Origin of the sequence: Nonomuraea sp. NPDC049129 (assembly GCF_040648495.1) — a bacterium.
Classification (GTDB): Bacteria; Actinomycetota; Actinomycetes; order Streptosporangiales; family Streptosporangiaceae; genus Nonomuraea.
On the sequence record NZ_JBEZDU010000016.1, the window covers coordinates 150,476 to 175,399 of the forward strand.

Consider the following 24,924-nt stretch of genomic DNA (forward strand, 5'->3'; position numbering starts at 1 on the left):
GCACGGCGGACCGTCTCGACGCTGCCGGCGGCGCGTAGTGACTCCAGCAGTTCGCTTAAGCCGGGCTGGCCGCCCCGTCGTGGATCGCGGAAGCGCGTGGCGCTTCCGCGATTTGCACCGGCTGTGCTCAGCCCGCCTCGTGTACGGCTCGTGCCGCGCTGAGCCCCGACTCCAGGGCGCCCTCGATCCATGCGTGCCACAGTGAGCAGTGCTCACCGGCGAAGTGCACACGGCCCTCCGGCGCCATGATCGCGTCATGCAGACTGCTCTGCTGGTGCGGCTCGAACAGGGCGAAGGCGCCCGCCGCGTAGGGGTCGTTGTACCAGGCGTGCGTGACGCCGAACTCGAAGTGGTCGTAGATGTGGGGATGGATCTTGGCGACGTCCTCGAGGGCCTGGTCGACCCGCTTCTGCGCGGACATCGCGCCCCAGCGCAGCGCGTCCTGGCCCCAGGTGTAGCTGGCCAGCAGGATCGAGCGTTCGTCGGGGACGGGATGCGAGGGATAGCAGATGCGCCGGATCGGCAGGTCGGTGACCGTGGTGCCGCCGATGATGCCGTCGGTCTGCTCCCAGAACGGCCGCCGCACCTGGAAGAGGATCTTGGTGGAGGCGTTGTAGTTGAGTTCGCGGATGGCGCGCTGCTTGCGGCGGGAGAACGCGGGCCGGGTCTCGACGTCGCGCAGCACCGAGAACGGGATCGTGCAGATGGCGTAGTCGCCGGTGAGCGTCGTCCGGCCCGATCCGGTCTTGAGGTGCAGGGTGACCGAGTGGTCGTCCTGCTCGATGGCGGAGACCTCGTGACCGAACCGGATGTGGTTCCTGAGCTCGTGGTAGAAGGCGGTCGGCAACCGGTCGGCGCCGCCCTCGATCTCCTGCATGTCCTCGAACGCCCGCCCGATGATCTCGCGGAACTGCTCGATGACCGCCGCGTTGAGGTTGGCCTCCCGGAAGCTCATGACGCCGTAGAGCTCGATGGCCCCCTCGGAGAACCCACGCTCGCGAAGGAAGCTGCGGATGGAGTAGCGGTCATACTCGGCGCAGATGCGGTCGAGCGCGTTCTCGCCCTCCTGCGCGTAGAGGTCGTGGATCTCCTGGGTGGCGGTGCGCCACAGGTCCTCGTAGGTGCGGCCGTGCTCGTGCTCGGCCAGGCCGAAGTCGATGATGTCGGGATTGTCGTTGAGCTCCTTGATCGTGGTCCTGACGCCCTGGATGTAGGCCAGGGCACGGGGGTTGCCCATGACGAACGGCCGCAGGGTCAGCCCGAACCTCTCGCAGTAGGCGAGGGTGAGGTCGTGCACGCGCGGGATCCGCATCGCGCCCGCCTCGGCGTACAGGCCGGGCGCGAATCCGCGCAGCGTGAGCACGCGCCCGCCGACCCGCTGCTGGGCCTCCAGGACGATGGGCTCGTGCCCCTGCCGCATCAGCTCGTAGGCGGCGACCAGACCGGCCATTCCACCACCGATGATCAGTACGCGTTTGTTCGGCCGGCCGCCGGCGGCCAGTCCGTGCTCGGCCGCCGCGACCAGGTCCGCGGGCACTCTGAGGTCCTGACTCGGTCGTGGTGCTCCGGCGGCCATCAGCTCCGCGGGCATGGCCGTACCGAGCGCTGTCGACGGGTTCTCTTCCAGGGCGTCACACTCCTTCGTCGTCACCTAAAGCACATCTATGATCGCTTTAAGTGACGATGATCGCCAGGGGTGAGTTCGTACGGCAGCGGGCGGCCGGTCCACACTTCGTAGACATGGCGCTGGATATATGGACAAACTAACAGTGGTTATATTTCACGGCGGACGGTAGTTCGTCGTGGAGGGAAGTGGCGGAAGGCGGTGGGTCGATGAACGCGGCCGCATGGGGCTTGGGCGCGGCGGTGCTGCTGGCCTCGATCGTGGAGATGGTGGAGGCCCTGACGATCGTGATGGCGATGGGCGTGACGCGGAGCTGGCGCTCCACGCTCGCGGGTGTGGCCGCGGCCCTCGTCGCGCTGGCCGCCTTCACCGCCCTCGCCGGGTACGCGCTCACGATCTGGTTGCCGGCGGCGGCACTCCAGCTCGCCATCGGCGGCCTCCTGCTGATCTTCGGCCTGCAGTGGCTGCGCAAGGCGATCCTGCGCTCGTCCGGGCGCAAGGCCATGCACGACGAGGACCAGATCTTCGCCGAGGAGGTGGCGGCGGCCGAGAGCGCGGGCGCGGTCAGGGCCAGGGGCCTCGACTGGTTCTCGTTCATGATCAGTTTCAAGGGGGTCTTCCTCGAGGGCGTCGAGGTGGTCTTCATCGTGATCACCTTCGGCCTGAGCGCGGGCAATATGCCGGTGGCGATCGGCGCCGCCGGCATCGGCGTGCTCCTCGTCCTCGCCGTGGGCATCGCCATCAGGGGACCGCTGTCGAAGGTGCCGGAGAACACCATGAAGTACGGCGTCGGCCTGTTGCTCGCGGCCTTCGGCACCTTCTGGTCGGTCGAAGGGCTGGGCATCTTCACCGGCAGCCGCCAGAGCCTGGAGTGGCCGGGCGCCGACCTGGCGATCCCGGTGCTCATCGCCGCGTGGTTCGGGCTGTCGCGGCTGATGATCCACGCTCTCCGGCGACCCGCCGTCCCGAGCACGTCTGTCTAGGAGCGGACCATGGGTTTCATCCGAGGATTCGGGCAGTTCTGGTACGACCTGATCATCGGCGACGACTGGAAGATCGCCGTGGCCGTCGTCACCACGCTGGCGCTCGGGACGGTGGTCCTGCTGGCGTTCGCGGTGCCGGAGCCGGTGCTGACACCGGTGCTCGGCCTGTGCCTCATGGCCGCTTTCGTCATCGCCCTGCGGATCGACACGCGCGACTAGACGTGCGCGTGACCAGAAGTGCGCGCGGCTAGAAGATGGCGCTGTCCTCGGCCTCGTAGACCGAGGTGGCGAACTCCTCCAGCGTCTTCGCGCAGTCCTCCAGCGCCTGGATCACCTCTGCGGCCCGCGAGGCGCCCAGGACGTCACGCGCCTTGACCTTCTCGTACCAGCCCTTGAGCTTGGTGAGGTCTTCCTCGTTCTCCTCCAGTTCGCCATAGGTGAAGTGCCGCGCGGTCACCTCTTTGGCCACGCCCGCGTGGAAGTCGACGCACTTGTCGAGGATCTCCTCGTATTCGTCGTCGCGGGCGGCGTTGTAGAGGGCGACCAGTTCGGTCTCCCCGATGATCGAGGAGGTGCTGACCAGGAACGCCTGGCCCGACATCGACTCGACGATCTCGTTGCGCAGCGCCCGCAGCATCCGCTCGCTCTGCGGCGTCCGCGGTGCGGCGGCCGCGGAGTTCTGCAGGTAGATGGCGCCGAGGTTGCGCAGCCGTCGCCAGACCGCCGCGCGCAACCGGGTCGGCTCACTGGGCACCCGGTAGATCAGCATGAGCCAGGTGACCGGCTTCGCCGGCTTGGCGGCCTCCTGGCCCTCGGGAGTGTGGCCGGTCTTCGGCCTTTCGGTGCCCGGCACGACCCGCCTCCTCCGCACAGCTCGACGAGTCGATCGTAGCCGCCCCCACGGCACCCGTGACCGGCCGCGTCATGGTCAGGGGCGGATGGCGCCGAGGAGGCGGGCACGCCAGTAGTCGTCGAGGTCGACCACCTTGACGACGTCCCCGGTCTGCGGCGCGTGGACCATCTTGCCGTTGCCCGCGTACATCCCCATGTGGCCCAGTCCTCTGCTGAAGAGCAGGTCGCCGGGCCGCAGCTTGTCGAGTGACACGCGACGGCTCGCGCCCCAGCTCCACTGGGTGTACGTCGTGCGGGGGATCCCGACCCCCGCGGCCCGCCAGGCGGCCTGGGTGAGGCCGGAGCAGTCGTAGGAGCCGGGACCCGTGGCGCCGTACCGGTACGGCTTGCCGACCTGGGCGAAGGCGAACTGGAGCGCGGCGAGGGCGTTGCCGGAGGCCGGCCCGGTGTACTTGAGGCCGGTGCTGTTGGGGTTGCCCGACCGGAAGGCGCCCAGCTTCCGCAGAATCTTGGTCTGCTCGGCGATGAGCTTCTCGACCTCCGTCTTCTGTCCGCGCACCTTGTCGCGCGCCGCGTCGGTCTCGGCCAGGACGGTCTTGGCGTCATTGCGCCGATCACGCAGGTCCTTGGTGGTCGCCTCGAAAGCGCGGAGTTTCGCCGCCCTGTCCTGCGCCATCTGGTCGAGGGCGGCCATGCCGCCCAGGGTCGCCTCGGGGGTGCCCTCGACGACGAAGCGTTGCCAGCCCGCGAACTCGCCGAACTGATAGTTGCTCACCGCCACCGCGGCGAGGTCCCTGCGCAGGGCGTCGGCCTGTACGCCCTTGCGGCCGACTTCGGCGTTGAGGGCGTCGTACTTCTTCTTGGCCTTCTGGTAGCTCTCGGTGGCCTGGTTGTACTCCTCGACCACCTTGTCGGCCTGCTCGTTCAGCTTGACCAGCTTGGCCCTCGCCTTGGCCTTGGCCTGCGGGGTGGGCGCCGGCTCGGCGACGGCGCTCCCCGGGGCGGCGGCGGCCCATGCGAGCGACGCCAGCGCCGCGGCCATAGCCATCCGCCCAAGCCTTGTCGGCACGGCCACTACGATGCCTCCTCGTAACAGTCCACCGTTGGCCGGAACCGTACAGAAGTGATGGCCTGTTCGGCGCAGGGACGGCCTGCGTGGTTCCGTACTAGCGGCGATAGGGGTTTGGTGCGCCGACCCATGAGGAGATACGCGCGCGGACCCCGGGACGTTCAGTAGGCAACCGAGCGGACATGAATGCGCCCCGGCATCGCGGGTGCGATGCCGGGGCGCTAGGTGCTGCTATCAGCTTCGTGTTGCTGTCAGCCTCGTGCCGCTGTCAGCTTCGTGCTGCCGTCAGGAGTGGGACTTGACCCGGAAGGTGTCCTCGATGCCGCAGGACGGGCCGTTCTGTCCGCCGATGCGGACGGAGTCGAAGAAGTCGCGGTAGGTGGAGAAGAAGTTGCCCTTGCCGCCCGGAGACGTCACCGCCGAGCAGCCGCCGTAGTTGGCTTCGGAGTAGAGGTGGATGTAGGAGCTCGTCCGGTTCCAGTCGGACTTGCCCCGGTCGGCCATGTTCAAGGCGGCCAGATCCGGCGTGTCGCTCTGGATCTCGATGATGTCGCCCGTGCCGTCGAGGCCGGAGAACATGCAGTAGTTGCCGGCATGGCACCGGTCGTAGCCCGTGGCGGCCTGGGCGGGAATGGTCGGCAGGATGGCCAGCGCGGCGGCTGCGATCGGTAGCGCGAGCATCTGAAGCTTCTTGCCCATTGCCCCTCTTCACGTGAAACTTTCCTTCGATGACGGGTCGAACATACATGATGCGATCTTCCCGGCGGAAGGGTTGCGATTCACAGAAGGGCCGTGTCACACGGGCATGCGCGACCCCGGCGTCACGGGCCGGGGTGCCTCCGGGGCCGCGAGGTCGGCCAGCCGCCCGGCCAGCAGCGCGGCCAGGATCACCGCTCCGGTGACGAGCATGAACACCCAGAACGGCGTGCCCCAGAGCGCCAGCTGCCCCTGGACCAGCGACAGGAAGAGCACCGCGAGCACGGTGCCCGCCACGCCGCCCCGCTTGCCGTGCACGCTGATCCCGCCCAGCAGGACCGCGGCCAGGGCCGTGAGGGTGGTGGTCCAGCTCGAAATGGGGCTCGCCGCGTGGAGGCGGGTCAGCAGCGCCACTCCGCCCAGGGCGGCGAGCAGGCTCGACCCGCCCAGTCCGACGAGGGCGCCGAGCCACACCGACTTCAGGCGCAGGGCGCTCCAGGCCAGCGCGCCGCCCAAGGACACGATGACGAACAGCACGAACCACAGATAGCCCGGAAAATCACCGCCGAGCTGGAAGCTAACGGTCTGGCCGTCCGCTATGGCGGCGACCATCGCCTCGCAGGCCACGGCCGCGCCGAGAGTCACGGCCCACGCCGGAGCCGAGAGCGCGGCGACGAACAGGCCCAGCACGAGCCCGCCGACCGTGGCGAGCACGATCGCGATGATCGCCGCGGCCCAGCCCAGTCCCTGCGTCGCCAGCGACGCGGTGACCATGCCGGTGAGAGCGGAGATCGACCCGACGGCCACGTTGGGGGTCCCGGCGCGGAACGAGAGTGCCAGCCCCGTCGCCACCAGCCCCAAGGGCCCGGCCTGCGCCAGCACGTTGACCAGATGCACGCTCGGCGCGCTCAGCAGCGCCACCACGATCATCCCGATCGTGGCGAGTCCGAGCAGACCTTCCCAGACGAGAACGACAACTCGCATAGGGGCGATCATCCTCGCGTGTATGACCGCAATTCAAGAGCATTCGGACGGGTTGCGGGAGGGCAGCCCCGTCGGGCAGGGGCCGTCACGGGCGGCGCCACAACTCGACGCTCCGGCCGGCGACCGCGAGTGTCGATCCGTCGGGGCTGAATGCCACCGAGTAGACGGCGCTCCTGTTTCCCGTCCTCGGCTCTCCTCTCCTCCGCGTGCGTACCGAGACCGCGCTCGACCGCGTCGATCGCCTCGTCCAGCTCGGCCCCGATGTCCTCGCCAATGAGTACGTGCTCCGCTTCGAGAAACTGATCGGCATGATCCGGCCGCCCGTTCCCAGGCGGGGACACATGCACCTCCGGGCCAGGTCGGGAAGCATCCGACATTTTTCTACTGTCCGATATGGGCACATTGATATGAAATGCCGAGGAATGAACCCAGTGATGGCCCCAGGTGGAATGGGCATCGCCTTGGTATAGGCGAGCGCGGCGGATTTACCCTCGCCCGCCGCCGAAAGTCGGGCGCGGAATTTCGCCGGAGGGCAAACGGCTCGGTGGCCCCCTACATCCTCTTCGACAGGATTCACCGCTGAACTGGATGTGAGGGTTGAACGTGAAAGGGCTTCAGATTCGCCGGACGCTCGTCACCTGGCTCGAAGACCGCGCAGCCGCGGTGACCGCCACTCTCCTGTCGTTCTCGATCGGAGTCCCGCCGGCACTGTGGGGGGTGGACGCCGTCATCGCCTGGACGCATCGGTTCGGACCGGGCGTGGGTGTGGTGGCGGCCATGGTCACCGCGGCCGGGGCCGGCGCCCGGTGGTTGAAGAGACGGGGAGCGCGATCAGCCGGAGAAGTGCAGGATGACGTATTCGTACTCGCCCGGCGACGCTCGTTTGAAGGTCCCGTCTCCGTTCAGGTCGATGAAGACGGTCAGATACAGATCCTTCTGCTGGGCGGCCAGGAGCGTCGAGGCGCCGTCCTTGAAGACCGTGGAGAACAGGACCGAGTCCTGGGAGGCGGAGCTGTGCCCGACCCGGTCGCCGATCAGGTAATTGTGGCCGCGGTTGTTCAGGTACAGCGTCCCCGACCCGTGCTCGTAGTCGGCGATGCCGGTCCCCGGCCTGAAGCAGGGATGGTCGGCCACCTTGCCGCCGTCGTCCACGGAGAAGACCGAGTCGTCCGTCCACGCGCAGACCTGCGCCGCCGTGTCCTTGGGGAGAGCGGGGAAGCGCAGTTCGAACGGCCGGCGCTTCATGGTGACGGTGGTGACGGGCCGGTCGAGGTCGCTGATGGCCATCGGGCTGGCCACGTTGTCCTGCCAGAATTCCAGCCCCAGGCGCGGTGAGCGGGCCACCTGCGCCGCGGGGCTGGGTGTGGGCGTGGCCGTGGCACCAGTCGTCGCAGTCGGGGACGTCGCCGAAGCCGATGGGCTGGTGGGGGTCTGCGGCGTCCAGTCCCGGGTGATGGCGACGGCCGCGGTCACCGTGAGGGCGATCACGAGGGCCCCCGCGAGCACCGCGCCGGCGATCACGCCGCCACGCGCACGGCCCGGCTGTGTCGGGGCGGGTGTGGCGGGCTGCGGCGTGACCGGCCAAGGACTCTGCCGGGGCGCCGGTGGTGTCACCTTGGACGGTGATGTGTCGTGCGAAGCGGGAAACGGTGTCCCGTACGAAGGGGGACCCGGCTGCTTGTTCATGAGTCCCAGCAGCACCTGCCGGGCGGTGGGCCGCCACGAGGGGTCCTTGTGCAGGCAGGCGGCGACGAAGCCGCGTAAGGTCCCGGTCAGCAGGCCCAGATCGGGTTCCGCGTTCAGGATGCGGTTGATCACGGCGGGCAGCGGTTCGTGCCCGAACGGCGGCCGCCCGTTGGCCGCGAACGCGATGGTGCACCCCCACGCGAACATGTCCAGGGGCGGACCGGCGGGGTGGCCGGACAGTTGCTCGGGCGACATGTACGCCGGTGTGCCCACGACCCCGCTGACCGTGGCGGCGGTGGCGTCGATCGGGCGCGCGATCCCGAAGTCGATGACCCGGGGACCGTCGGCGGCCAGGAGCACGTTCGCGGGCTTGAAGTCGCGGTGCACCACCCCCGCCGCGTGGATGGCGCCCAGCGCCGTGGCGGTCGCGATGGCCAGCCGGTCCAGGTCCGCGCCGCCCAGCAGCCCGTTGTCGCGCACCGCGTCCTGCAGCGAAGGGCCCTCGATGTACTCGCTGATGACGTATGGAGGGTCGGCGTCGGGGTCGGCCCCCAGGACGCGGGCCGTGCAGAACGGCGCCACCCGCTGCAAGGCAGCCAGTTCCCGATGGAAATGCCGCCGGGCGTCGGGGTCGTGGCCGAAGGGGGCGTGCAGGAGCTTGACGGCCGCCTGCTGCCCGCTGGGGGACGTGCCCAGGAACACCGTGCCCTGCCCGCCCTGGCCGAGCCGTCCCCGCAGGACGTATCCGGCGACTTCCCGGGGGTCGTTCGAGCGGAGAGGTCGCATCAGGCCCTCTCGTGCGTCTGCATAGAGCCGATTGTGCCGGATCACGGTGTTGTGTGCCCATGCCCCCTCGGCGCCACGAGATCAGAGAAGTGCCGCGCGCCACATGCACTCGAGAAGTCACTTCCGCGTAATCCGCATATGTCATGATCCACGGGATCTTGTGGACCTTGTGACAGGAGAAGGATGATCGCACTGGCACGTCGTACGCTGCACGCCGTTCTCGCGGGCGGCCTGGCCGCCGCGGCGGTCTGGACGGCGGGCGCACCGGCGGAGGCGGCAGTGGCCGCCACCGTCTCGGTGGACTTCACCCAACCGATCCGGACGATCGCCCCCACCGACTTCGGCATCGGGATCACCGGGTACGGCGAAGGCTCGTACATCACCAACGACACCAAGCACCGCGACCGGCTGCGCGCTCTCGGGGTCGGCCGGATGCGGATCGAGCTGCACTACCAGGAGCCCGGCAACCATGACAGCCCGATCGTCTGCGGCGGCTACAAATGCGCCACGGAGGTCTCGGGGGACGCCTGGATCACCGCCATCCACGACCTCGGCGCCGAGCCGGTCGTCATCCTCCAGGTGGACGGGCGGCAGAGCGCGGAGGTGAACCGCGGCGACGCGGTGGCCCTCTACAAGCACTTCGCGGCGACCGGTAAGCCGGTCCAGCGGTTCATCCTCGGCAACGAGCTCAACTGCACGTGCACTCCCGACAAGCCGGAGATGACGGCGGCGGAGTACAGCAGACGCTTCAACCTGATCACCGACGCCCTGCGGGCCGAGAACCCCGCGGTCAAGGTGGGCGGCCCGGCTACGGCCTGGGACGACCGCCCCTACATCAAGACGTTCCTCGAAGGCTCCGGCAGCCGCGTCGACTTCGTCGACTACCACGACTACGGCTCCGGCGACGATCAGATCACCGACGAGCAGCTCCTCGGCAGCGTGATCCGCACGTACGAGACCGACATCAAGGAGGTGAGCGCGCTCGCGGAGTCCATACTGGGCCGGAAAATCGACATTCAGATCGGCGAGTTCAACTCCGACCACAAGGACGACGACGGCCACCGTACGCTCACCCACTTCAACACGGTGTGGGGCGCGGCGGCGCTCGGGCAGATCCTGCACGCGGGCGCCAGCGCCTACCAGTACGGCGACAAGAACGGGCAGCTCGGCCTGACCAGCGAGAAGGGTGAGGGCAACATCCCGCGCAACGAGCCCCTGCCCATCTACCACGGCATCGGCATGTACACCGGTGAGGGGCTGTTCCGGCCCTTCGGCAAGACCATCGTCCAGGCGAGCGCGAACAACGACAAGCTGCACGTCTTCGCCTCGGACCAGAGCAAGAACGTGGTCCTGGTCAACGTCGGGGCCGACCCGATCGACGCCGCTCTCGCACTGACCGGGCTGACGACGGGGACGGCCGCGATCTGGCAGAGCACATCGGACGCCTGGACCCCGCACCGGACCGGAACCGCCACGATCACCGGAGGCAAGGCCACGGTGACGCTCCCGGCGGGCTCGGCGACGACGCTGGTGATCGACCAGCAGGGGCTGTCGGCGACGTACTTCGACAACGCCGACCTCACCGGCGCCACAGTCACCAGGATCGACCCGACCGTGAACTTCGACTGGGGCTCGGCCGCGCCGGCCCCCGCCATCGGCGCCGACACCTTCAGCGTGCGCTGGACGGGGAAGGTCGTGGCCGACAAGGCGGAGACCTACACCTTCATCACCACCAGCGACGACGGGGTCCGGCTGTGGGTGGACGGCAAGCCGCTCATCGACAACTGGACCGACCACTCCAAACGCGACGACACCGGCCAGATCGCCCTGACGGCGGGCGCGCACGACATCAAGATGGAGTTCTACGACAGCGGCTACGACGCCATCGCCGAACTGCGATGGGAGAGCCCCACCCTGCCCCGCCAGATCATCCCGACGGAGAAACTGCTCGCCGGATAGGCAGCCCCGCGCCCACCCCGGCCCAGGGGTGGGCCCGAACCGGCTGGTGCCGGACCATCTTCTTCCTCCCCGAGGGGCGTCCCTCCCGAGGAATGTCTGCCACGACGGCCGGTCCCCTTGCTCGCCCCCATTGGGGGTGTCCGTCCCTGGCGGCGCCTGCCACGACGGGCGGTCTCCTTTCTCGCCCCCGAGGGGGTATCCCTCCCAAGGACCTCAGCCACCGCGGACCGTCACAGAGACCGAGACGGTCGTGTGACGAACCATCCGGAAGTCACCGCACTTGACGCCCCGATCCGGGGGTAGGGCTTTCTTGCCCCGGAGGAGAGGTGCCCGGATGATCACCAGCTTGACCCGGCTCTGCGGCCTCGGTGTCGAGGCCGCAGAGACGTTCGCCCGCAACGGCCTGCTCCGCCCCGTGCCGCCCGCGAACCTGGCGCGCATGATCGAGGCGTTCCGGCACTTCCACGTCACCCCGGCCACGGGCGTGGCCATGGCCGCCGCGCGCTGGCCGGACCGCCCCGCCATCCACGACGAGGACGGCTCACTGACGTGCGCCGAGCTGGACGCGCGGGTGGCGGCGCTGGCTTCCGCCCTGTACGGCCGGTTCGGCGTACAGCCGGGTCAGACCGTGGCGATCATGTGGCTCAACCACCGCGGCTTCGTCGAGGCGCTGGCGGCCGTCTCGCGGCTGGGCGCGGACCTGTTGCTGCTCAACACCGGCCTGGCCGGCCCGCGTCTCCGTGAGGTGCTGGAACGCGAGGACGTACGCACCCTGATCGCCGCGCCGGAGCTGCCGGCGGTGGACTTCGCCGGGACCCGCGTCAGCGACCTGGACGAGCTGATCGCGACCGCCGGCGGACCCGAGCCCCCGGCGCCGCGCCGGCCGGGACGGCTGGTGCTGCTCACGTCCGGGACGACCGGCGTGCCCAAGGGCGCGCCGCGCCGGCTGTCGCTGACCGCGCTGGCCGAGCCGTTCACCTCGATGCTGGCCACCGTGCCGCTGCGGAGCGGCGAGCCGATCCTCATCGCGCCGCCGCTGTTCCACGGTCTCGGCCTGCTCTGGTACGGCGTGGCGCTGGTGCTCGGCTGCCCGGTCGTGCTGACGCGGCGCTTCGATCCCGAGACGGTCCAGCGCGTCCTCAGACGCCATCGGGCCACGGCGATGGTGGCCGTGCCCGTCATGCTGAAACGGCTGCTCGCCCGCGGAGGCGTCCCGTCGCTGCCGGATCTGCGCGTGGTGGTCTCCGGCGGGTCGGCGCTGCCGCCGGACCTGGCCACCGCGTTCATGGACGCCTACGGTGACGTGCTCTACAACCTCTACGGCTCCACCGAGGTCGGCTGGGTCACGCTGGCCACCCCCGCCGACCTGCGTGCCGCCCCGGACACCATCGGGCGCCCCGTGCGCGGGACCACGGTCCTGATCGCCGGCCCGGACGGCCGCGAGCTGCCCCCGTACGAGGTGGGCCGTGTGCTCGTGGGCGGCGGCCTCACCTTCAGCGGCTACTCGGGCGGCGGAGGTCGCGGTGACGGCGGGGTCGATGCGGGCGATGCGGGCGGGGCCAACAAGGCCAACAAGGCCAACAAGGCCGACAGGGCCGATGGGGGCAACGGGCCCGCTGGGGAAGTCGGTGGCTTGCTGAGCACGGGCGACCTCGGGCATCGGCAGGGGCGGGGGCTGCTGTTCATCGACGGTCGCGAGGACGACATGATCGTCTCGGGTGGCGAGAACGTGTTCCCGCAGGAGGTGGAGAACCTCCTGGGCCGTCAGCCGGGCGTCGCCGACGTGGCCGTCCTGGGCGTACCGGACGAGGAGTACGGTCAGCGCCTGGCCGCCTACGTGGTCCGGGCGCCGGGCGCGAAGCTGTCGGCCGACGAGCTCAAGCAGGCGGTCAAGTACGAGCTGGCCGGGTTCAAGGTGCCGCGCGACATCGAGTTCGTGACCACCCTGCCCCGCAATCAGACGGGGAAGGTGGACCGCCGGAAACTGGCCGGTGGCACGATGAGCTCATGACGATCCCATCGCTCGGTCTCGACGAACTGCTCACCACCACACGAAGCGTGCGAAAGCGTCTCGACCTCGACCGCTCCGTCCCCATCGAACTGGTGCGGGAGTGCCTGGAGATCGCGCTGCAGGCGCCCAGCGGCGGCAACCGCCAGGGCTGGCACTGGATCGTGGTCACCGATCCCGAGCTGCGCGGGCGCATCGGGGACTACTACCTGCGCTCGGCGCAGGTGTACTTCTCCTCCGCGAGCGTGACCGCGAGCATGGCCCAGGACGATCCGGTCCGCGCCGAGGTGCAGCAGCGCGTCGCGGCGAGCGCCGTCCACCTCGCCGAGCACATGGGGGAGGTGCCGGTGCTGGTGATCCCGTGCATCCAGGCGTCCCGGCTCCCCGAGGGGAACCAGGCCGGTCTGTGGGGGTCGCTGCTGCCGGCGGCCTGGAGCTACATGCTCGCGGCGCGGTCGCGCGGGCTGGGGACAGCGTGGACCACCCTGCACCTGGCTTATGAGCGGGAGGTGGCCGAGCTGCTCGGCCTCCCCGACGACATCCGGCAGGGCGCGCTCATCCCCACCGCCTACTACACCGGGGACGGCTTCAAGCCCGCCTCGCGCCTGCCGCTCGACGACGTACTCCACCTGGATCGCTGGAGCGGGCCGGGCACCCGGACCGGCTGACGCGAACCGATCTGACGCCCTCAGAAAGGGCGTGTACAACAGTGCCTATGTCAGAGGAGCCATTGCGAGAGGGGCCATTGCCAGAGGTGAATGCGGAGAGCCGGGAGGACCTGTCCGCCGTCGTCGCGGCGGTTCTCACCGGCTCGCGCCTGCTCGTCGCCATCGCCGTCCGCTCGCTCGGCGCGGTCGGGGACAAGGTCACGCTGCCGCAGTTCCGCATGCTCGTGGTGCTGGCCGGGCGCGGGGCGACCAAGCTCGTCGCCATGGCCGACCTGCTCAACGTCAACCCCTCCACGGCCATGCGGATGGCCGACCGCCTCGTCGCCGCCCGGTTGATCGTGCGCGAGGCCAACCCGCGCGACCGCAGGGAGAGCCTGATGCGCCTGACCGCCGAGGGACTGCAGATCGTGGACCAGGTCACCGCCCGGCGCGGTACGGAGATCGCCGCGATCGTCTCGCGGATGCCGGCCGAGCAGCGCCGGGCGCTGGTCGCGGCGATGACGGCCTTCAACGAGGCGGGTGGTGAGCCGCCGGAGAGCGTCCTGCATCCGCTCGGCTGGGACGTCTGAGAGAAAATCTTTGCTCAGGGCAAAAATTGCATCCTGCTATGAACGGCACCGCCCGCGCCTGCGTACCTCCTTCTGAACAGTCCAGACCCAAAGGGGGTGACGGCGTGCGACCGCGACACCGCCGTCCCGTTCTCGTCATCAGTGGCGTCGCCATGCTCCTGGCTCTCAGCGCGTGCGCCGGTCTGCCCGGCGCCCAGATTCCCAGCGCGACGGTCGTGCCGACCGGTGGGAGCGCGCCGCCCGCTGCGGCCGCGACGGTGAAGGACGACAGTACGTGGGCGACCAAGTGGGGCCCGTTGTCGGCGGCCGACCGGGAGCTGATCACCAAGGTCCGGCTCGCCACCCTGTGGGAGATGACCATGGCGCAGGAGGCCCAGACGCGGGCCAGCACCGCGCGGGTCCGGCAGATCAGCAAGGAGATCGCCGCCCAGCACAGTGTTCTCGACGAGCAGGTCCTCGCTCTCGCGGCCAAGCTCAAGGTGCAGCTGCCGATCAAGCCGACCGACCTGCAAAAGGAATGGATGGATGACATCTCCAGCCGGTCCGGCAAGGAGTACGACTCGACGTTCGTGAAGTGGCTTCGCCTCGCGCACGGCCAGATCTTCGGCCTGATCGGCGCCGTGCGCGGCAGCACGCAGAACACCCTGGTCCGGCCCTTCTCCGAGAAGGCCAACGCGGCGGTGCTGAACCATCAGCGGCTGCTGGAGAGCACCGGCCTGGTCAGCCCCGACGCCTTCCCGTCCCCGCCGGCCGCCTGATCCCCCGGTCAGGGCAGGCGCCCGACCTGGGTGGGCGCCTGCCCCGGCCGGGTCACGCAGGTAGCCGACCTGGGCGAGCGCCTGCCCCGACCGGGTTACGGCAGGCGGCCGACCTGGGCGAGCGCCTGCTTCAGCAGCACCCCCTGGCCGCCCGTCATCTCCTGCTGGACCAGCGGGGACGCGGCCTCCTCCGGCGTGAACCAGACGAAGTCCAGCGCGTCCTGGCGGGGCCGGCAGTCACCGGCGACCGGGACGATGTAGGCGAGCGACACCGCGTGCTGGCGCGGGTCGTGGTAGGGCGTGACACCCGGCGTCGGGAAGTATTCGGCGATCGTGAACGGCTGCGGCGACGCCGGGACCTGGGGCAGCGCCGTATGGCCGAGGTCCTTCTCGAGATGCCGCAGGAGCGCGTCGCGGACCCGCTCGTGGTGCAGCACGCGTCCCGAGACCAGCGCCCGGCTGACCGTCCCGTCCGAGGCGATGCGCAGCAGCAGGCCGACGCGGGTCACCACGCCGGTTTCGTCGACTCGCACGGGCACGGCGTCGATATAGAGGATCGGCATCCGCCCCCGAACCGACTCCAGTTCCTCCGGAGCGAGCCAGCCGGGCACAGTTTCGGTCTTTTCGGTCATCTGCCGATCGTACGTCCCAGCGTCCCATGATCCACGCGGACCCGCCAAGCTTCGGTAAAGCCTATGGCCACAGGCGTCAGGCGCGCGACCGTCCGGTAATGAATCTGTCCATGAGCGATGTGTGGCGCCGGACCCCGATCAGCGCCGACGGCGCGATCGGCGCCGCCGCCGAGCACCCCGGGCGGTGTGACTCGCGCTACCTCGCCCGGCGCCACGCGTTCGCCGAGCTGGCCCGCGGCCACCGGGTGGGGGACCCGTCGCCGCCGGTGGACTACACCGAGAGCGAGCACGCCACCTGGCGCCGGGTCCATCGGGCGCTCGACGGCGCGCACCGCGCCCACGCGTGCCGGGCCGCGCTGGAGGCGCGGGAGGAGATCCGGGTCCCCGCCGACCGCATCCCGCCGCACGCGGTGGTCGGCGCCCGGCTGCGGCGGCTGACGGGGTTCGACTTCACGCTGGCCGGGGGAGTGGTGGAGAACAAGCGCTTCCTCGGGTCGATGGCCCGGGGCTACTTCCACGCCGTGCAGTTCGTCCGCCACCCGGCGGTGCCGTTGTACTCGCCGGAGCCGGACATCATCCACGACGTGTTCGGCCATGGCATCCACCTGGCCGCGCCGGAGTTCGCCGCGATCTACCGGCTGATCGGCAACGCCGCGACGCGGGTGGAGACGGAGAAAGCCCTGCAGATCATCAGTGATCTGTACTGGTTCACCCTGGAATATGGGGTTCTGGAGGAGGGCGGGAGTCCGAAGGCGTACGGGGCAGCGCTGCTGTCGTCGTACGGCGAGATCGAGCGGATCGGCCGCAGCCGGATCCGCGACCTGAAGCCGCTCGAGGTGCTGGCCACCCCCTACGAGATCTCCGGATACCAGCCCGTGCTGTTCCGCGCCCGCTCCCTGCCGCACGTCGCCGACACCCTCGCGGCCTTCCTCGACACCTTCGACGACGACACGGCGGCGCGACTGCGGCCACAAGGCTAGAGACCCGCCGGACGCCTAACGGCGCCGGCGCGCTGTGGCGTGGACCAGCGGCAGGAACACCTCGTCCACGATCTCGACGAGCGTGCCGTCGGAGACGGGGTGCCGGGCGAACATGATCTCGTGGCGCAGCAGGTTGGTCGCCACCGAGACGACGCGGGGGCTCAGCTGGGCGGAGGCGATCTCACCGCGCTGGGCGGCCCGTTCGAGCACGCCGGTCATCACCTCGCTCATGATGGCGAACGGGCCCGGGTCGAGGTCGGGGGCGTCGGCCAGGAGGCCGTGGATGACGTCCTGGCCGATGTCGCGCTGCCGCTCGACCATCCGGCGCAGCACGGCGAGGACGTCGCCGCGCAGTTCGCCGGTGTCGGGCGGCTGGTCGGCGATGGATCCGGTGCTGTGGCGCATGGCGGCGACGACGAGCTCGGCCCGGTTGCGCCAGCGGCGGTAGAGGACCTGCTTGCCGGTGCGGGCCCGGGCGGCCACGCCTTCCATGGTCAGCCGGGCGTAGCCGACCTCGGCCAGCTCCGCCCAGGCGGCCTCGAGGATCGTCTCCTCCAGCGCCGCGCCACGACGGCGCTGGTTGGTCTGCTGCGGCACTAAAACCTCCGTTAGAGACGTTGCGTCTCCTGTCATGCCGAGCTTATCGTACGGATTGGAGACGATGCGTCTCTAATCGACCGGGGAGACGGAACATGACCACCACCTCCGAACGGCTGGACCCCGCGGTGCTGAAGCTCGCCGGGATCCTCGTTCTCGGCGCGCTGGCGCCCCTGCTGGACAGCACCATCGTGAACGTCGCCCTGCACACCCTGGGCCGCGACCTGGACGCGCCGGTGTCGGCCGTCCAGTGGGTGAGCACCGGCTACCTGCTCGCGCTGGCGATGGCGATCCCGATCACCGGCTGGGCCGTGGACCGCTTCGGCGCCAAGCGGATGTGGCTGGCCTCGCAGCTGTTGTTCCTGGCGGGTTCCGTGCTGTGCGGCCTGGCCTGGAACCTCGGCTCGCTCATCGCCTTCCGCGTGGCGCAGGGCGTCGGCGGCGGGCTGATGCTGCCGATCCTGCAGACCGTGCTCATGCGGGCGGCGGACGGCAGGCGGCTCGGCCGGCTGATGGCCGTCGTCAGCCTGCCCGCCCTCGTCGGCCCGATCCTCGGCCCGGTCGCCGGCGGCCTGATCGCGGGTCACCTGAGCTGGCGCTGGATCTTCTACGTCAACGTCCCCATCAGCCTGCTCGCGGTGCTGTTGGCCTGGCCCGGCCTGCCCGCCGACTCTCCGCGTGACGGCCACCGCCTCGATGTGACCGGCCTGCTCCTGCTCTCGCCCGCGCTGGCAGCCCTCGTGTACGGGCTGACGCGGGTGGGCGCCGAAGGCGGGTTCGGCCACGCGGCGGTGCTCGGCCCGCTGGCGGCCGGGGCACTGCTGCTGACCGGCTTCGCCTACCGCGCGACGCGCACCGAGGACCCGCTCATCGACCTGCGGCTGTTCCGCACGCGGGCGTTCGCCGTGTCCTCGGCGCTGCTTTTCCTGTCGGGGCTGGCGATGTTCGGATCGATGCTGCTGCTCCCGCTGTACTACCAGCAGGACCGCGGCGCGAGCGTGGTGGCCGCAGGGCTGTTATTGGCGCCGCAGGGGCTGGGCAGCCTCCTCGCCAGAGGGCTGGGCGGCGTCACCGACCGCGTCGGCCCCCGGCCGGTCGTCCTCGCGGGCATCGCCATGACGGCGCTGGGTACCCTCCCCTTCGCCCTCGCCGACCGGCACACCGGCGGCCTGATCCTGGGCGTCGCGCTGGTCGTCCGGGGTGCCGGGCTGAGCGCGGCCAACATGGCCATCATGGTCGGCGCCTTCCGCGGCCTGGACCGGGCGCGGATTCCGCACGCCAGCAGCACCACCCGGATCATGCAGCAGCTCGGCGGCTCGTTCGGCACCGCCGTGCTCGCCGTCATCCTGCAACGCCAGCTCGCCGACCATCCGGGGACCGCGTTCGGCCACACGTTCGCCTGGGCGTTGGCGTTCACCGCCCTCGCCGTCGTACCGGCTCTCTGGTATCAGCGCACGTGACCGGCGTCACGGCAGCTGTTTGTCGTACAGCCACGACGACAACAGCGGCCCGACAGGCAGGGCGGTGTGCCGCCGCATGTGGGCGATGAAGGCGTCGGTGGAGACGTTGCCGTGCCGGTGAGCGGTGGTCCAGTCCCGCAGGTGCCAGAAGAACGCCTGGTCGCCCAGCGTCCGCCGCAGCGCGTGCAGGGTGAGGGCCCCGCGCTTGTAGACGCGGTCGTCGAACATCACCGCCGGCCCCGGGTCGGCCAGCACGAAGTCCTGGGGGAGCACCTCCAGGCGGCGGCGCCAGCGGGCGGCCAGCTCGTCGGCCGTCTGCCCGCCGGACGCCTCCGACCACAGCCACTCGGCGTAGGTGGCGAAGCCCTCCTGCAGCCAGATGTCGTTCCAGGCGGCCACGGTCAGGCTGTTGCCGAACCACTGGTGCGCCAGTTCGTGCGCGACCAGCCGCTCGTGCCCGCGCCGGCCGTCGACGTGGTTGCGCCCGAAGATCGCCATGCCCTGGGCCTCGACCGGGATGTCGAGGTCGTCGTCGGCCACCACGACGGTGCAGGTGGCGAAGGGGTACGGGCCGAACCGGTCGGTGAACAGCGCCATCATCTGGTCCTGGCGGCCGAAGTCGTGGCGGGCGCGCGTCCCGAGCCGGGAGGGGTGGGCCAGGCGCGTGCGGCCCACGTCCGTGAACTGGTAGCGCCCGACCTGCACGCTGGCCAGGTAGCTCGCCATGGGCTCGGCCTGCTCGTACACCCAGGTCGTGGTGCCCGCCGACCGCGACTTGCCGGCGAGCACGCCGTTGGCGACCACCTGGTACGGCGAGGCGGTGGTGACCGTGATCCGGTAGGACGCCTTGTCGTCGGGCCGGTCGTTGCACGGGAACCACGAGGGCGCGCCGATCGGCTGACCGGCCACCAGCGCGCCGTCGCTCAGCTCCTCCCAGCCCAGGCCGCCCCACGGGCTCCGCACCGGCCGGGGACTGCCGGTGTAGCGGACCTCCACCGTGGCGGTGTCCCCGGCGAGCAGTGTCGACGGCAGGCTGACGCGCAGCTTGCCGTCGCGATGTGTGTAGCGGGCGCTGAGGCCGCCGACGGTGACGCCGACCACGCGGAACTGGCCGAAGTCCAGGTCCAGGCCGTCGAGCGGCTCGTGTGCGAGCACCGACAGCCGGGCCGTGCCGTCCAGCCAGTTGGTCGACACGCGGTACTTCAGCGCCAGTTCGTAGTGCGCGACCCCGTACCTGAGGTCGCCGTGCGAGGGGAAGTACGACGTCATCGCCAGGCCGCGATGGGATTGCCGAACCATCGGGAGCCGTCGGGAACGCCCTCGCCACGCATGACCAGCGAGGCGGGGCCGATCGTGGCGTCGGCGCCGACCCGCGCGGCGGGCAGGATCACGCCGTGCGGGCCGAGTGTCGCGCCGCCGTCCAGCGTGACGGTGTCCATGCTCATGACCCGGTCGTGGAACAGGTGCGTCTGCAGCACGCAGCCCCGGTTGACGCTGGCGCCGTCGCCGACGCTCACCAGGTCCGCCTCGGGCAGCCAGTAGGTGTGAAGGGTGACCCCATGCCCGATGCTTGCCCCGAGTGAGCGCAGCCACACGTTCAGGGGCGCTGTTCCCAGCCACGGTTCGGCGAACCAGGGCGCCGCCAGCACCTCCACGAAGTTGTCCGCCAGCTCGTTGCGCCAGACGAACGAGCTCCACAGCGGCCGGTTGCCCGCCGCGATCCTGCCCACCAGCGCCCATTTCGCGGCGGTCGCCACGGCCGCCGCGACCACTCCGGCCGTGAGGAACAGCACGCCGCCGAGCAGCGCGGCCACCACGAAGCCGTACGACGCCGCGAGCCACTCCACGGCCCCGGCGGTCAGCACGGCCAGCGCCACCGTGCCCATCGCGGGCACCACACGGCAGATCTCGACCAGCGCGCGGGCCACCTTCAGCCGCGCGGGCGGGTCGTAGGTGCGGCTCCGGTCGCCTTCCTCGGTGGTCCGGCGCAGCTCGACGGGCGGCATGCCCAGGTACGACGAGCCGGACTTGGCCTTCTTCGGCGTCGCCGACAGCACGCCCACCAGGCCGTCCTTGGGCACCTTGCGGCCCGGCGCGGTCATCCCCGAGTTGCCGAGGAAGGCCCGCTTGCCGATGCGCGCCGTCGCGATGTGCATCCAGCCGCCGTCGAGCTCGTACGGGGCCACCATCGTGTCGTCGGCCAGGAAGGCGCCGTCGCCGACGGAGGTCATGGTGGGCAGCGCGAGCACGGTCGACAGCTCCACGCCCCGGCCCACCTTCATGCCGAGCGCGCGCAGCCAGGCCGGCGTCAGCACGCTCGCGTACAGCGGGAACAGCCAGACCCGGGCCGCGGACATCAGCCGGCCCGTCGCCCACGCCTGCCACGCCTGGCGGCTGTGCACCGGATGGTGGCCGGGGCGCAGCCGGATGCCGAGCAGCCGCACGCTCACCAGCGTGACCAGGGCGAACACCGCCATTCCGACGACCGTCGCGAGCGGCACGCCGATCAGCGCGCCGGTGAGCGCCTCGCCGAGGGTGCGCGCGTCCCCGGCGTAGCGGGCCAGGACCGTCAGGCCGGACCCGATGGCGACCGCGGGGAACAGGCTGAGCACGACGGCCGACAGGCCGTACACCAGCACCCAGCGCCGGGACCGGACGGCCCGGTCGGAAGGCCGGGACCGGCGCGACTTGCCCTGCCGGGAGGCCGGGGCCCCGGCCCAGCGCTGCCCGGCCGGTACGGTGCCCGCGACCGCCGAGCCCGGGGCGATCTGGGCGTTCTTTCCGATCTTGGTGCCGGGCAGCAGCGTCGACCGGGAGCCGATCGTGGCGCCCGCGCCGATCCGGATCTCCCCGACGCGCACGACGTCGCCGTCGTACCAGTAGCCGCTGAGATCGACCTCCGGCTCGACCGAGGCGCCGCCGCCCAGCCGGAGCAGCCCGGTCACCGGGGGAGCGGAGTGCAGGTCGGCGTCGGGGCCCACCTTGGCGCCGAGCATCCGGGCGTACAGGCCCATCCAGGGCGCGCTGGCCAGGTCGGGGACGCCGAGCCTGGCGGCCAGCTGTTCGGCGAACCACAGCCGCAGGTGCACGCCGCCGCCGCGCGGATGGCGGCCGGGCCGTACGCGGCGCAGCAGCAGCCGGGCCGAGCCCGCGGCCAGGCCCATCCGTCCCGGCGGGGTGACGAAGACCAGCCAGCCCAGCGCCACCCACCACCACGACAGGGCAGGTGCCCAAGGCGGCGCGAGCAGGTTGCCGAGCGTCGCCAGCAGCACGATCCAGCGCATGGCGCCCGCCGTGAGCAGCGGCACCATCAGCGCGGCCTGCGCCACCGAGGCCCGCACGGGCATCGGGGTCACCGCCCGGCGGGCCGACTTGGCCGGGCCGCGCGTGGCCAGCAGCTCCGCCAGCCCGGCCAGCGTCGGGTGCGCGTAGACGTCGCCCACGGCCACGTCCGGGTAGTCGGCCCGCAGGACCGACACGAGCCGGGCCGCGGCCAGGCTCGTACCGCCGTCGGTGAAGAAGTCGGCCTCCGGCCCGTCCGGCGCGACGCCGAGGATGTCGCTCCACCGCTCGGCCAGCCAGGTCTCGACCGGGCTCAGCTCGCCGGGTGCGGCGGCCGAGGTGCTCGGCTCGGTCAGCGGCCAGGGCAGCGCGTCACGGTCGATCTTGCCCGAGGTACGGGTCGGAAGCGCCTCGACCATCGCCAGCCGGGGGACCAGCGCGGCGGGCAGTGATTCCGCCAGCAGCTCGCGGGCCTCCGCGAGGTCGAATCCGTCGCCCGCGACCAGGTAGCCGACGAGCAACTGGTGGCCGCCACCGGTGGTCCGCACCGCGGCGGCCGCGCCCGTGACGCCCGGCAGCGCCTGCAGCGCGGCGTCCACCTCACCCAGCTCGATCCGCCGGCCGCCCAGCTTCACCTGGTCGTCGGCCCGGCCGAGGAAGTAGAGCCCTTCCGGCTCGGCGCGTACGAGGTCGCCGCTGCGGTAGGCGCGTTCCCAGCCGAGTGACGGCAGCGGCGTGTACTTCTCGGCGTCCTTGGCCGCGTCCAGGTAGCGGGCCAGGCCCACACCGCCGATGATCAGCTCTCCGGTCTCGCCCATGGCCACCGGGTCGCCCGACTCGCCGACCACGGCCAGATCCCAGCCGTCGAGGGGCAGCCCGATGCGTACGGGCTCCGCGCCGGTGAGCCGCGCCGCGCACGCGACGACCGTCGCCTCGGTGGGGCCGTAGGTGTTCCAGACCTCTCGTTCCGGTACGGCCAGCCGCTCCACCAGCTCGGGCGGGCACGCCTCGCCACCGAAGATGAGTAGCCGGATGCCGTCGAGCGACTCGACCGGCCAGAGCGCGGCCAGGGTAGGCACCGTCGAGACGGCCGTGATGCCCTGCGCGGCCAGCCAGGGTCCCAGGTCCATGCCGGTACGCACCAGCGACCGGGGGGCGGGCACCAGGCAGGCGCCGTGCCGCCAGGCCAGCCACATCTCCTCGCAGGAGGCGTCGAAGGCGACCGACAGGCCCGCGAGCACCCGGTCGCCGGGGCCCAGCGGGCGCTCCTGGAGGAACAGGCCGGCCTCGGCGTCGACGAACGCGGCGGCGGAGCGGTGCGTCACGGCGACGCCCTTGGGCTTGCCGGTGGAGCCGGAGGTGAAGATGATCCAGGCGTCGTCGTCCGGCTCGGGCGGTCGTGGAGCGTGATCGTCGCGGGGGGCCGGCGACTCGGGCGACATGGTCCGTACGACCAGTCTGCCGGTCAGCTCGTCCGCCGGGTCGTCCGCCGGCTCGTCGCTCGCCCTGCCGGTCACGATCGCGGAGACGGCGGCCTCGGTGAAGACCAGCTCGGCGCGCTCCTCGGGGTCGTCGGCGTCGACGGGCACGTACGCGGCGCCGGCCGCGAGCACGGCGAGGATCGTGACGTACAGCTCGACGGTGCCGGACGGCACGCGCACGCCCACCCGGTCGCCGCGGCGGACGCCGGACGCCGTGAGCTCGTCCGCCACCCGCGCCACCTCGGCGCGGAGCCGCCGGTAGTCGAATCGGGTGGTGCCGTCGTCGAGCGCGGGTTCGTCCGGGTGGAGGCGCGCGGTCTCGTCGAGGATGTCGAGCAGGGTACGGGGCGCCGAGGCCAGCGGGCCCGCTGGATAAACGGCCCGTGAAGCGATTCTTAACGGCTCGAAACGGTCAATGTCTTCGATATGATCGAGGTGTAGGAGATCGGCTGCGTATGGGCGCAAATACTGCTCCTCAAGTCAGGCGGAGCCGACCCTGCCGCATCCTGCTGCCCCTGAAGGGGCTCCGAAGGGCACACGCTGCGTCCGCCGCCTTTGTGGCTTTTGCGCCACCGGGATACCAACAGTCGCACATCGGCCGTATATTCCGATCCAGCGGTGCCTGCGGGGGCGCGCGGGTAGGAGTCTACTTTGTAAAGGCGGCGGGCGCGCTTGGTCCCGAGCTCACGCACGCTTGGCGATGGCGGTGATCCACGGCTGGACCAGCCGCGCCGCCAGCGGCCCGAACGCGGCCAGGATCAGCACATATGCCGCGGCCAGTGGCCCGAGATCGGGGTGGGCACCGGCGCCCACCGCCAGCCCGGCGATCACGATGTTGAACTCACCGCGGGGGATCAGCGAGATCCCCGCTCTGGCCCGTCCGGCCTTGCCGATGCCGGCCCGGCGAGCGGCGTAGAAGCCGGTCAGCAACTTGGTGACCATGCTGACCACGGCCAGCAACACGGCCAGCCCGGCCACCGGGCCGATCTTCGTCGGGTCCGTCTGCAGGCCGAAGAAGACGAAGAAGACGGCCGCGAACAGGTCACGCAGCGGGGCCAGCAGCGCCTGGGCGTCCTCCGCCAGCTCCCCGGACAGCGCGATGCCGACCAGGAACGCGCCGACCGCGGCCGACACCTGGAGCTGCTGGGCCACACCGGCCACCAGCAACGCCAGCCCGACCACCTTCAGCAGCAGCACCTCGGAGTTGGGGCTGCGCACGAACGCCTCGATGAAGCGGCCGTAGCGCAGCGCGACCAGCAGCACCACGCTGACCGTGCCCAGCGCGATGGCCACCGTGACCGCGCCGCCCACCAGGCTCAACCCGGCCAGCAGGGCGGTCAGGACGGGCAGGTAGACGGCCATCGTCAGGTCCTCGAAGACCAGGAGCGACAGCACCACCGGTGTCTCCCGGTTGCCGATCCAGCCCAGGTCCGACAGCACTTTCGCGGTGATGCCGGAGGACGTGGCGTAGGTGACCCCGGCCATCGCCACCGCCGCCACCGGGCCCCAGCCCAGAAGTAAGGCGCAGATCGCGCCCGGTGCCGCGTTCAGCACCAGATCCACGAGCCCGGCTCGGGCGTTGCCCTTCAAGCTGGTCACCAGCTCGTCGGCGTTGTACTCCAGGCCGAGGGTGAGCAGCAGCAGGATGACGCCGAGCTCGGCGCCGACAGAGATGAACTCCTCGCTGGTGGCCAGCGGCAGAATGCCGCCGGTGCCGAAGGCGAGTCCAGCGATCAGATAGAGGGGGATCGGGGAGATGCCGACGCGCAGGGCCAGCGCTCCCAGGATGCCAAGCCCCAGCAGAACCGCGCCGAACTCCAGGAACAGAATCGCCGTGTGATGCACTCGCG

At 70.8% G+C, this 24,924-nt stretch carries 20 protein-coding genes; 9 read left to right on the top strand and 11 right to left on the bottom strand.

Annotated elements, in window-relative coordinates; translation table 11 throughout:
* Window positions 1-127: 127 nt before the first annotated feature.
* Window positions 128-1,651, bottom strand: a complete 1,524-nt coding sequence (locus tag AB0B64_RS39420) for a flavin monoamine oxidase family protein (RefSeq protein WP_358184267.1) — start codon at window positions 1,649-1,651, stop codon at window positions 128-130.
* A 182-nt stretch (window positions 1,652-1,833) separates the two neighbouring features.
* Here AB0B64_RS39420 and AB0B64_RS39425 point away from each other — a divergent pair, with 182 nt between their 5' ends.
* The gene (locus tag AB0B64_RS39425) at window positions 1,834-2,607 is read left to right on the top strand and encodes a hypothetical protein (protein WP_357954148.1); all 774 of its coding nucleotides are present in this window, start codon (window positions 1,834-1,836) and stop codon (window positions 2,605-2,607) included.
* A 9-nt stretch (window positions 2,608-2,616) separates the two neighbouring features.
* Window positions 2,617-2,826: a hypothetical protein gene (locus AB0B64_RS39430; RefSeq protein WP_357954146.1), complete on the top strand. Its 210-nt coding sequence runs from the start codon at window positions 2,617-2,619 to the stop codon at window positions 2,824-2,826.
* Between the two features lie 28 nt (window positions 2,827-2,854).
* Here AB0B64_RS39430 and AB0B64_RS39435 read toward each other — a convergent pair whose 3' ends face one another.
* From AB0B64_RS39435 to AB0B64_RS39455, 5 genes are all read right to left on the bottom strand, one after another.
* Entirely contained in the window at window positions 2,855-3,460 is a 606-nt protein-coding gene (locus AB0B64_RS39435; RefSeq protein WP_357954144.1) for a Chromate resistance protein ChrB, read from the bottom strand.
* Window positions 3,461-3,535: 75 nt separating this feature from the next.
* A complete protein-coding gene (locus AB0B64_RS39440; RefSeq protein WP_357954142.1) occupies window positions 3,536-4,528 on the bottom strand; it encodes an NlpC/P60 family protein in 993 nt (330 codons plus the stop codon).
* Window positions 4,529-4,813: 285 nt separating this feature from the next.
* Window positions 4,814-5,227: a peptidase inhibitor family I36 protein gene (locus AB0B64_RS39445; RefSeq protein WP_357954140.1), complete on the bottom strand. Its 414-nt coding sequence runs from the start codon at window positions 5,225-5,227 to the stop codon at window positions 4,814-4,816.
* A gap of 96 nt (window positions 5,228-5,323) precedes the next feature.
* The gene (locus tag AB0B64_RS39450) at window positions 5,324-6,208 is read right to left on the bottom strand and encodes a hypothetical protein (protein WP_358184271.1); all 885 of its coding nucleotides are present in this window, start codon (window positions 6,206-6,208) and stop codon (window positions 5,324-5,326) included.
* A gap of 831 nt (window positions 6,209-7,039) precedes the next feature.
* On the bottom strand, window positions 7,040-8,680 hold the full coding sequence (locus AB0B64_RS39455; RefSeq protein ID WP_358184274.1) for a protein kinase: 1,641 nt from the start codon (window positions 8,678-8,680) through the stop codon (window positions 7,040-7,042).
* A 183-nt stretch (window positions 8,681-8,863) separates the two neighbouring features.
* On the opposite strand from AB0B64_RS39455, the gene AB0B64_RS39460 reads away from it, so the two are divergent.
* The 5 genes from AB0B64_RS39460 (at window position 8,864) to AB0B64_RS39480 (ending at window position 14,642) form a co-directional block, all read left to right on the top strand.
* Complete coding sequence (locus AB0B64_RS39460) at window positions 8,864-10,639, top strand: PA14 domain-containing protein (protein WP_358184277.1); 1,776 nt, start codon at window positions 8,864-8,866, stop codon at window positions 10,637-10,639.
* 334 nt (window positions 10,640-10,973) lie between these two features.
* Complete coding sequence (locus AB0B64_RS39465) at window positions 10,974-12,650, top strand: AMP-binding protein (RefSeq protein ID WP_358184280.1); 1,677 nt, start codon at window positions 10,974-10,976, stop codon at window positions 12,648-12,650.
* Window positions 12,647-13,315, top strand: a complete 669-nt coding sequence (locus tag AB0B64_RS39470) for a nitroreductase family protein (protein ID WP_358184283.1) — start codon at window positions 12,647-12,649, stop codon at window positions 13,313-13,315. The genes AB0B64_RS39465 and AB0B64_RS39470 overlap by 4 nt, the downstream gene beginning before the upstream one ends.
* 86 nt (window positions 13,316-13,401) lie before the next feature.
* Entirely contained in the window at window positions 13,402-13,884 is a 483-nt protein-coding gene (locus AB0B64_RS39475; RefSeq protein ID WP_358184286.1) for a MarR family transcriptional regulator, read from the top strand.
* A 104-nt stretch (window positions 13,885-13,988) separates the two neighbouring features.
* The gene (locus tag AB0B64_RS39480) at window positions 13,989-14,642 is read left to right on the top strand and encodes a DUF4142 domain-containing protein (RefSeq protein ID WP_357954127.1); all 654 of its coding nucleotides are present in this window, start codon (window positions 13,989-13,991) and stop codon (window positions 14,640-14,642) included.
* A 95-nt stretch (window positions 14,643-14,737) separates the two neighbouring features.
* Here the strand turns inward: AB0B64_RS39480 and AB0B64_RS39485 are convergent, their stop codons facing one another.
* Entirely contained in the window at window positions 14,738-15,274 is a 537-nt protein-coding gene (locus AB0B64_RS39485) for an NUDIX hydrolase family protein (RefSeq protein WP_225296815.1), read from the bottom strand.
* Window positions 15,275-15,384: 110 nt separating this feature from the next.
* Here AB0B64_RS39485 and AB0B64_RS39490 point away from each other — a divergent pair, with 110 nt between their 5' ends.
* Window positions 15,385-16,254 carry a phenylalanine 4-monooxygenase gene (locus AB0B64_RS39490; protein ID WP_357954125.1) on the top strand — a complete coding sequence of 290 codons (870 nt, stop codon included), beginning with the start codon at window positions 15,385-15,387 and terminating at the stop codon, window positions 16,252-16,254.
* A 15-nt stretch (window positions 16,255-16,269) separates the two neighbouring features.
* Here the strand turns inward: AB0B64_RS39490 and AB0B64_RS39495 are convergent, their stop codons facing one another.
* A complete protein-coding gene (locus AB0B64_RS39495) occupies window positions 16,270-16,851 on the bottom strand; it encodes a TetR/AcrR family transcriptional regulator (RefSeq protein ID WP_357954124.1) in 582 nt (193 codons plus the stop codon).
* A 95-nt stretch (window positions 16,852-16,946) separates the two neighbouring features.
* Here AB0B64_RS39495 and AB0B64_RS39500 point away from each other — a divergent pair, with 95 nt between their 5' ends.
* Complete coding sequence (locus tag AB0B64_RS39500; protein WP_358184289.1) at window positions 16,947-18,311, top strand: MDR family MFS transporter; 1,365 nt, start codon at window positions 16,947-16,949, stop codon at window positions 18,309-18,311.
* Between the two features lie 6 nt (window positions 18,312-18,317).
* Here the strand turns inward: AB0B64_RS39500 and AB0B64_RS39505 are convergent, their stop codons facing one another.
* From AB0B64_RS39505 to AB0B64_RS39515, 3 genes are all read right to left on the bottom strand, one after another.
* Window positions 18,318-19,610: a M1 family metallopeptidase gene (locus tag AB0B64_RS39505; RefSeq protein ID WP_358184292.1), complete on the bottom strand. Its 1,293-nt coding sequence runs from the start codon at window positions 19,608-19,610 to the stop codon at window positions 18,318-18,320.
* Window positions 19,577-23,539, bottom strand: a complete 3,963-nt coding sequence (locus AB0B64_RS39510; RefSeq protein ID WP_358184295.1) for a Pls/PosA family non-ribosomal peptide synthetase — start codon at window positions 23,537-23,539, stop codon at window positions 19,577-19,579. Before AB0B64_RS39510 ends, AB0B64_RS39505 begins: the two co-directional genes overlap by 34 nt.
* A gap of 219 nt (window positions 23,540-23,758) precedes the next feature.
* Window positions 23,759-24,919, bottom strand: coding sequence for a cation:proton antiporter (locus AB0B64_RS39515; RefSeq protein ID WP_357954116.1), 1,161 nt, complete (start codon window positions 24,917-24,919; stop codon window positions 23,759-23,761).
* Between the last annotated feature and the right edge of the window lie 5 nt (window positions 24,920-24,924).

Coding starts and splice junctions, on each gene's coding strand:
- AB0B64_RS39465 (WP_358184280.1), top strand. CDS start 10,974: ATGATCACCAGCTTGACCCGGCTCTGCGGCCTCGGTGTCGAGGCCGCA.
- AB0B64_RS39470 (WP_358184283.1), top strand. CDS start 12,647: ATGACGATCCCATCGCTCGGTCTCGACGAACTGCTCACCACCACACGA.
- AB0B64_RS39425 (WP_357954148.1), top strand. CDS start 1,834: ATGAACGCGGCCGCATGGGGCTTGGGCGCGGCGGTGCTGCTGGCCTCG.
- AB0B64_RS39505 (WP_358184292.1), bottom strand. CDS start 19,610: ATGGTTCGGCAATCCCATCGCGGCCTGGCGATGACGTCGTACTTCCCC.
- AB0B64_RS39500 (WP_358184289.1), top strand. CDS start 16,947: ATGACCACCACCTCCGAACGGCTGGACCCCGCGGTGCTGAAGCTCGCC.
- AB0B64_RS39485 (WP_225296815.1), bottom strand. CDS start 15,274: ATGACCGAAAAGACCGAAACTGTGCCCGGCTGGCTCGCTCCGGAGGAA.
- AB0B64_RS39490 (WP_357954125.1), top strand. CDS start 15,385: ATGAGCGATGTGTGGCGCCGGACCCCGATCAGCGCCGACGGCGCGATC.
- AB0B64_RS39460 (WP_358184277.1), top strand. CDS start 8,864: ATGATCGCACTGGCACGTCGTACGCTGCACGCCGTTCTCGCGGGCGGC.
- AB0B64_RS39455 (WP_358184274.1), bottom strand. CDS start 8,680: ATGCGACCTCTCCGCTCGAACGACCCCCGGGAAGTCGCCGGATACGTC.
- AB0B64_RS39445 (WP_357954140.1), bottom strand. CDS start 5,227: ATGGGCAAGAAGCTTCAGATGCTCGCGCTACCGATCGCAGCCGCCGCG.
- AB0B64_RS39430 (WP_357954146.1), top strand. CDS start 2,617: ATGGGTTTCATCCGAGGATTCGGGCAGTTCTGGTACGACCTGATCATC.
- AB0B64_RS39450 (WP_358184271.1), bottom strand. CDS start 6,208: ATGCGAGTTGTCGTTCTCGTCTGGGAAGGTCTGCTCGGACTCGCCACG.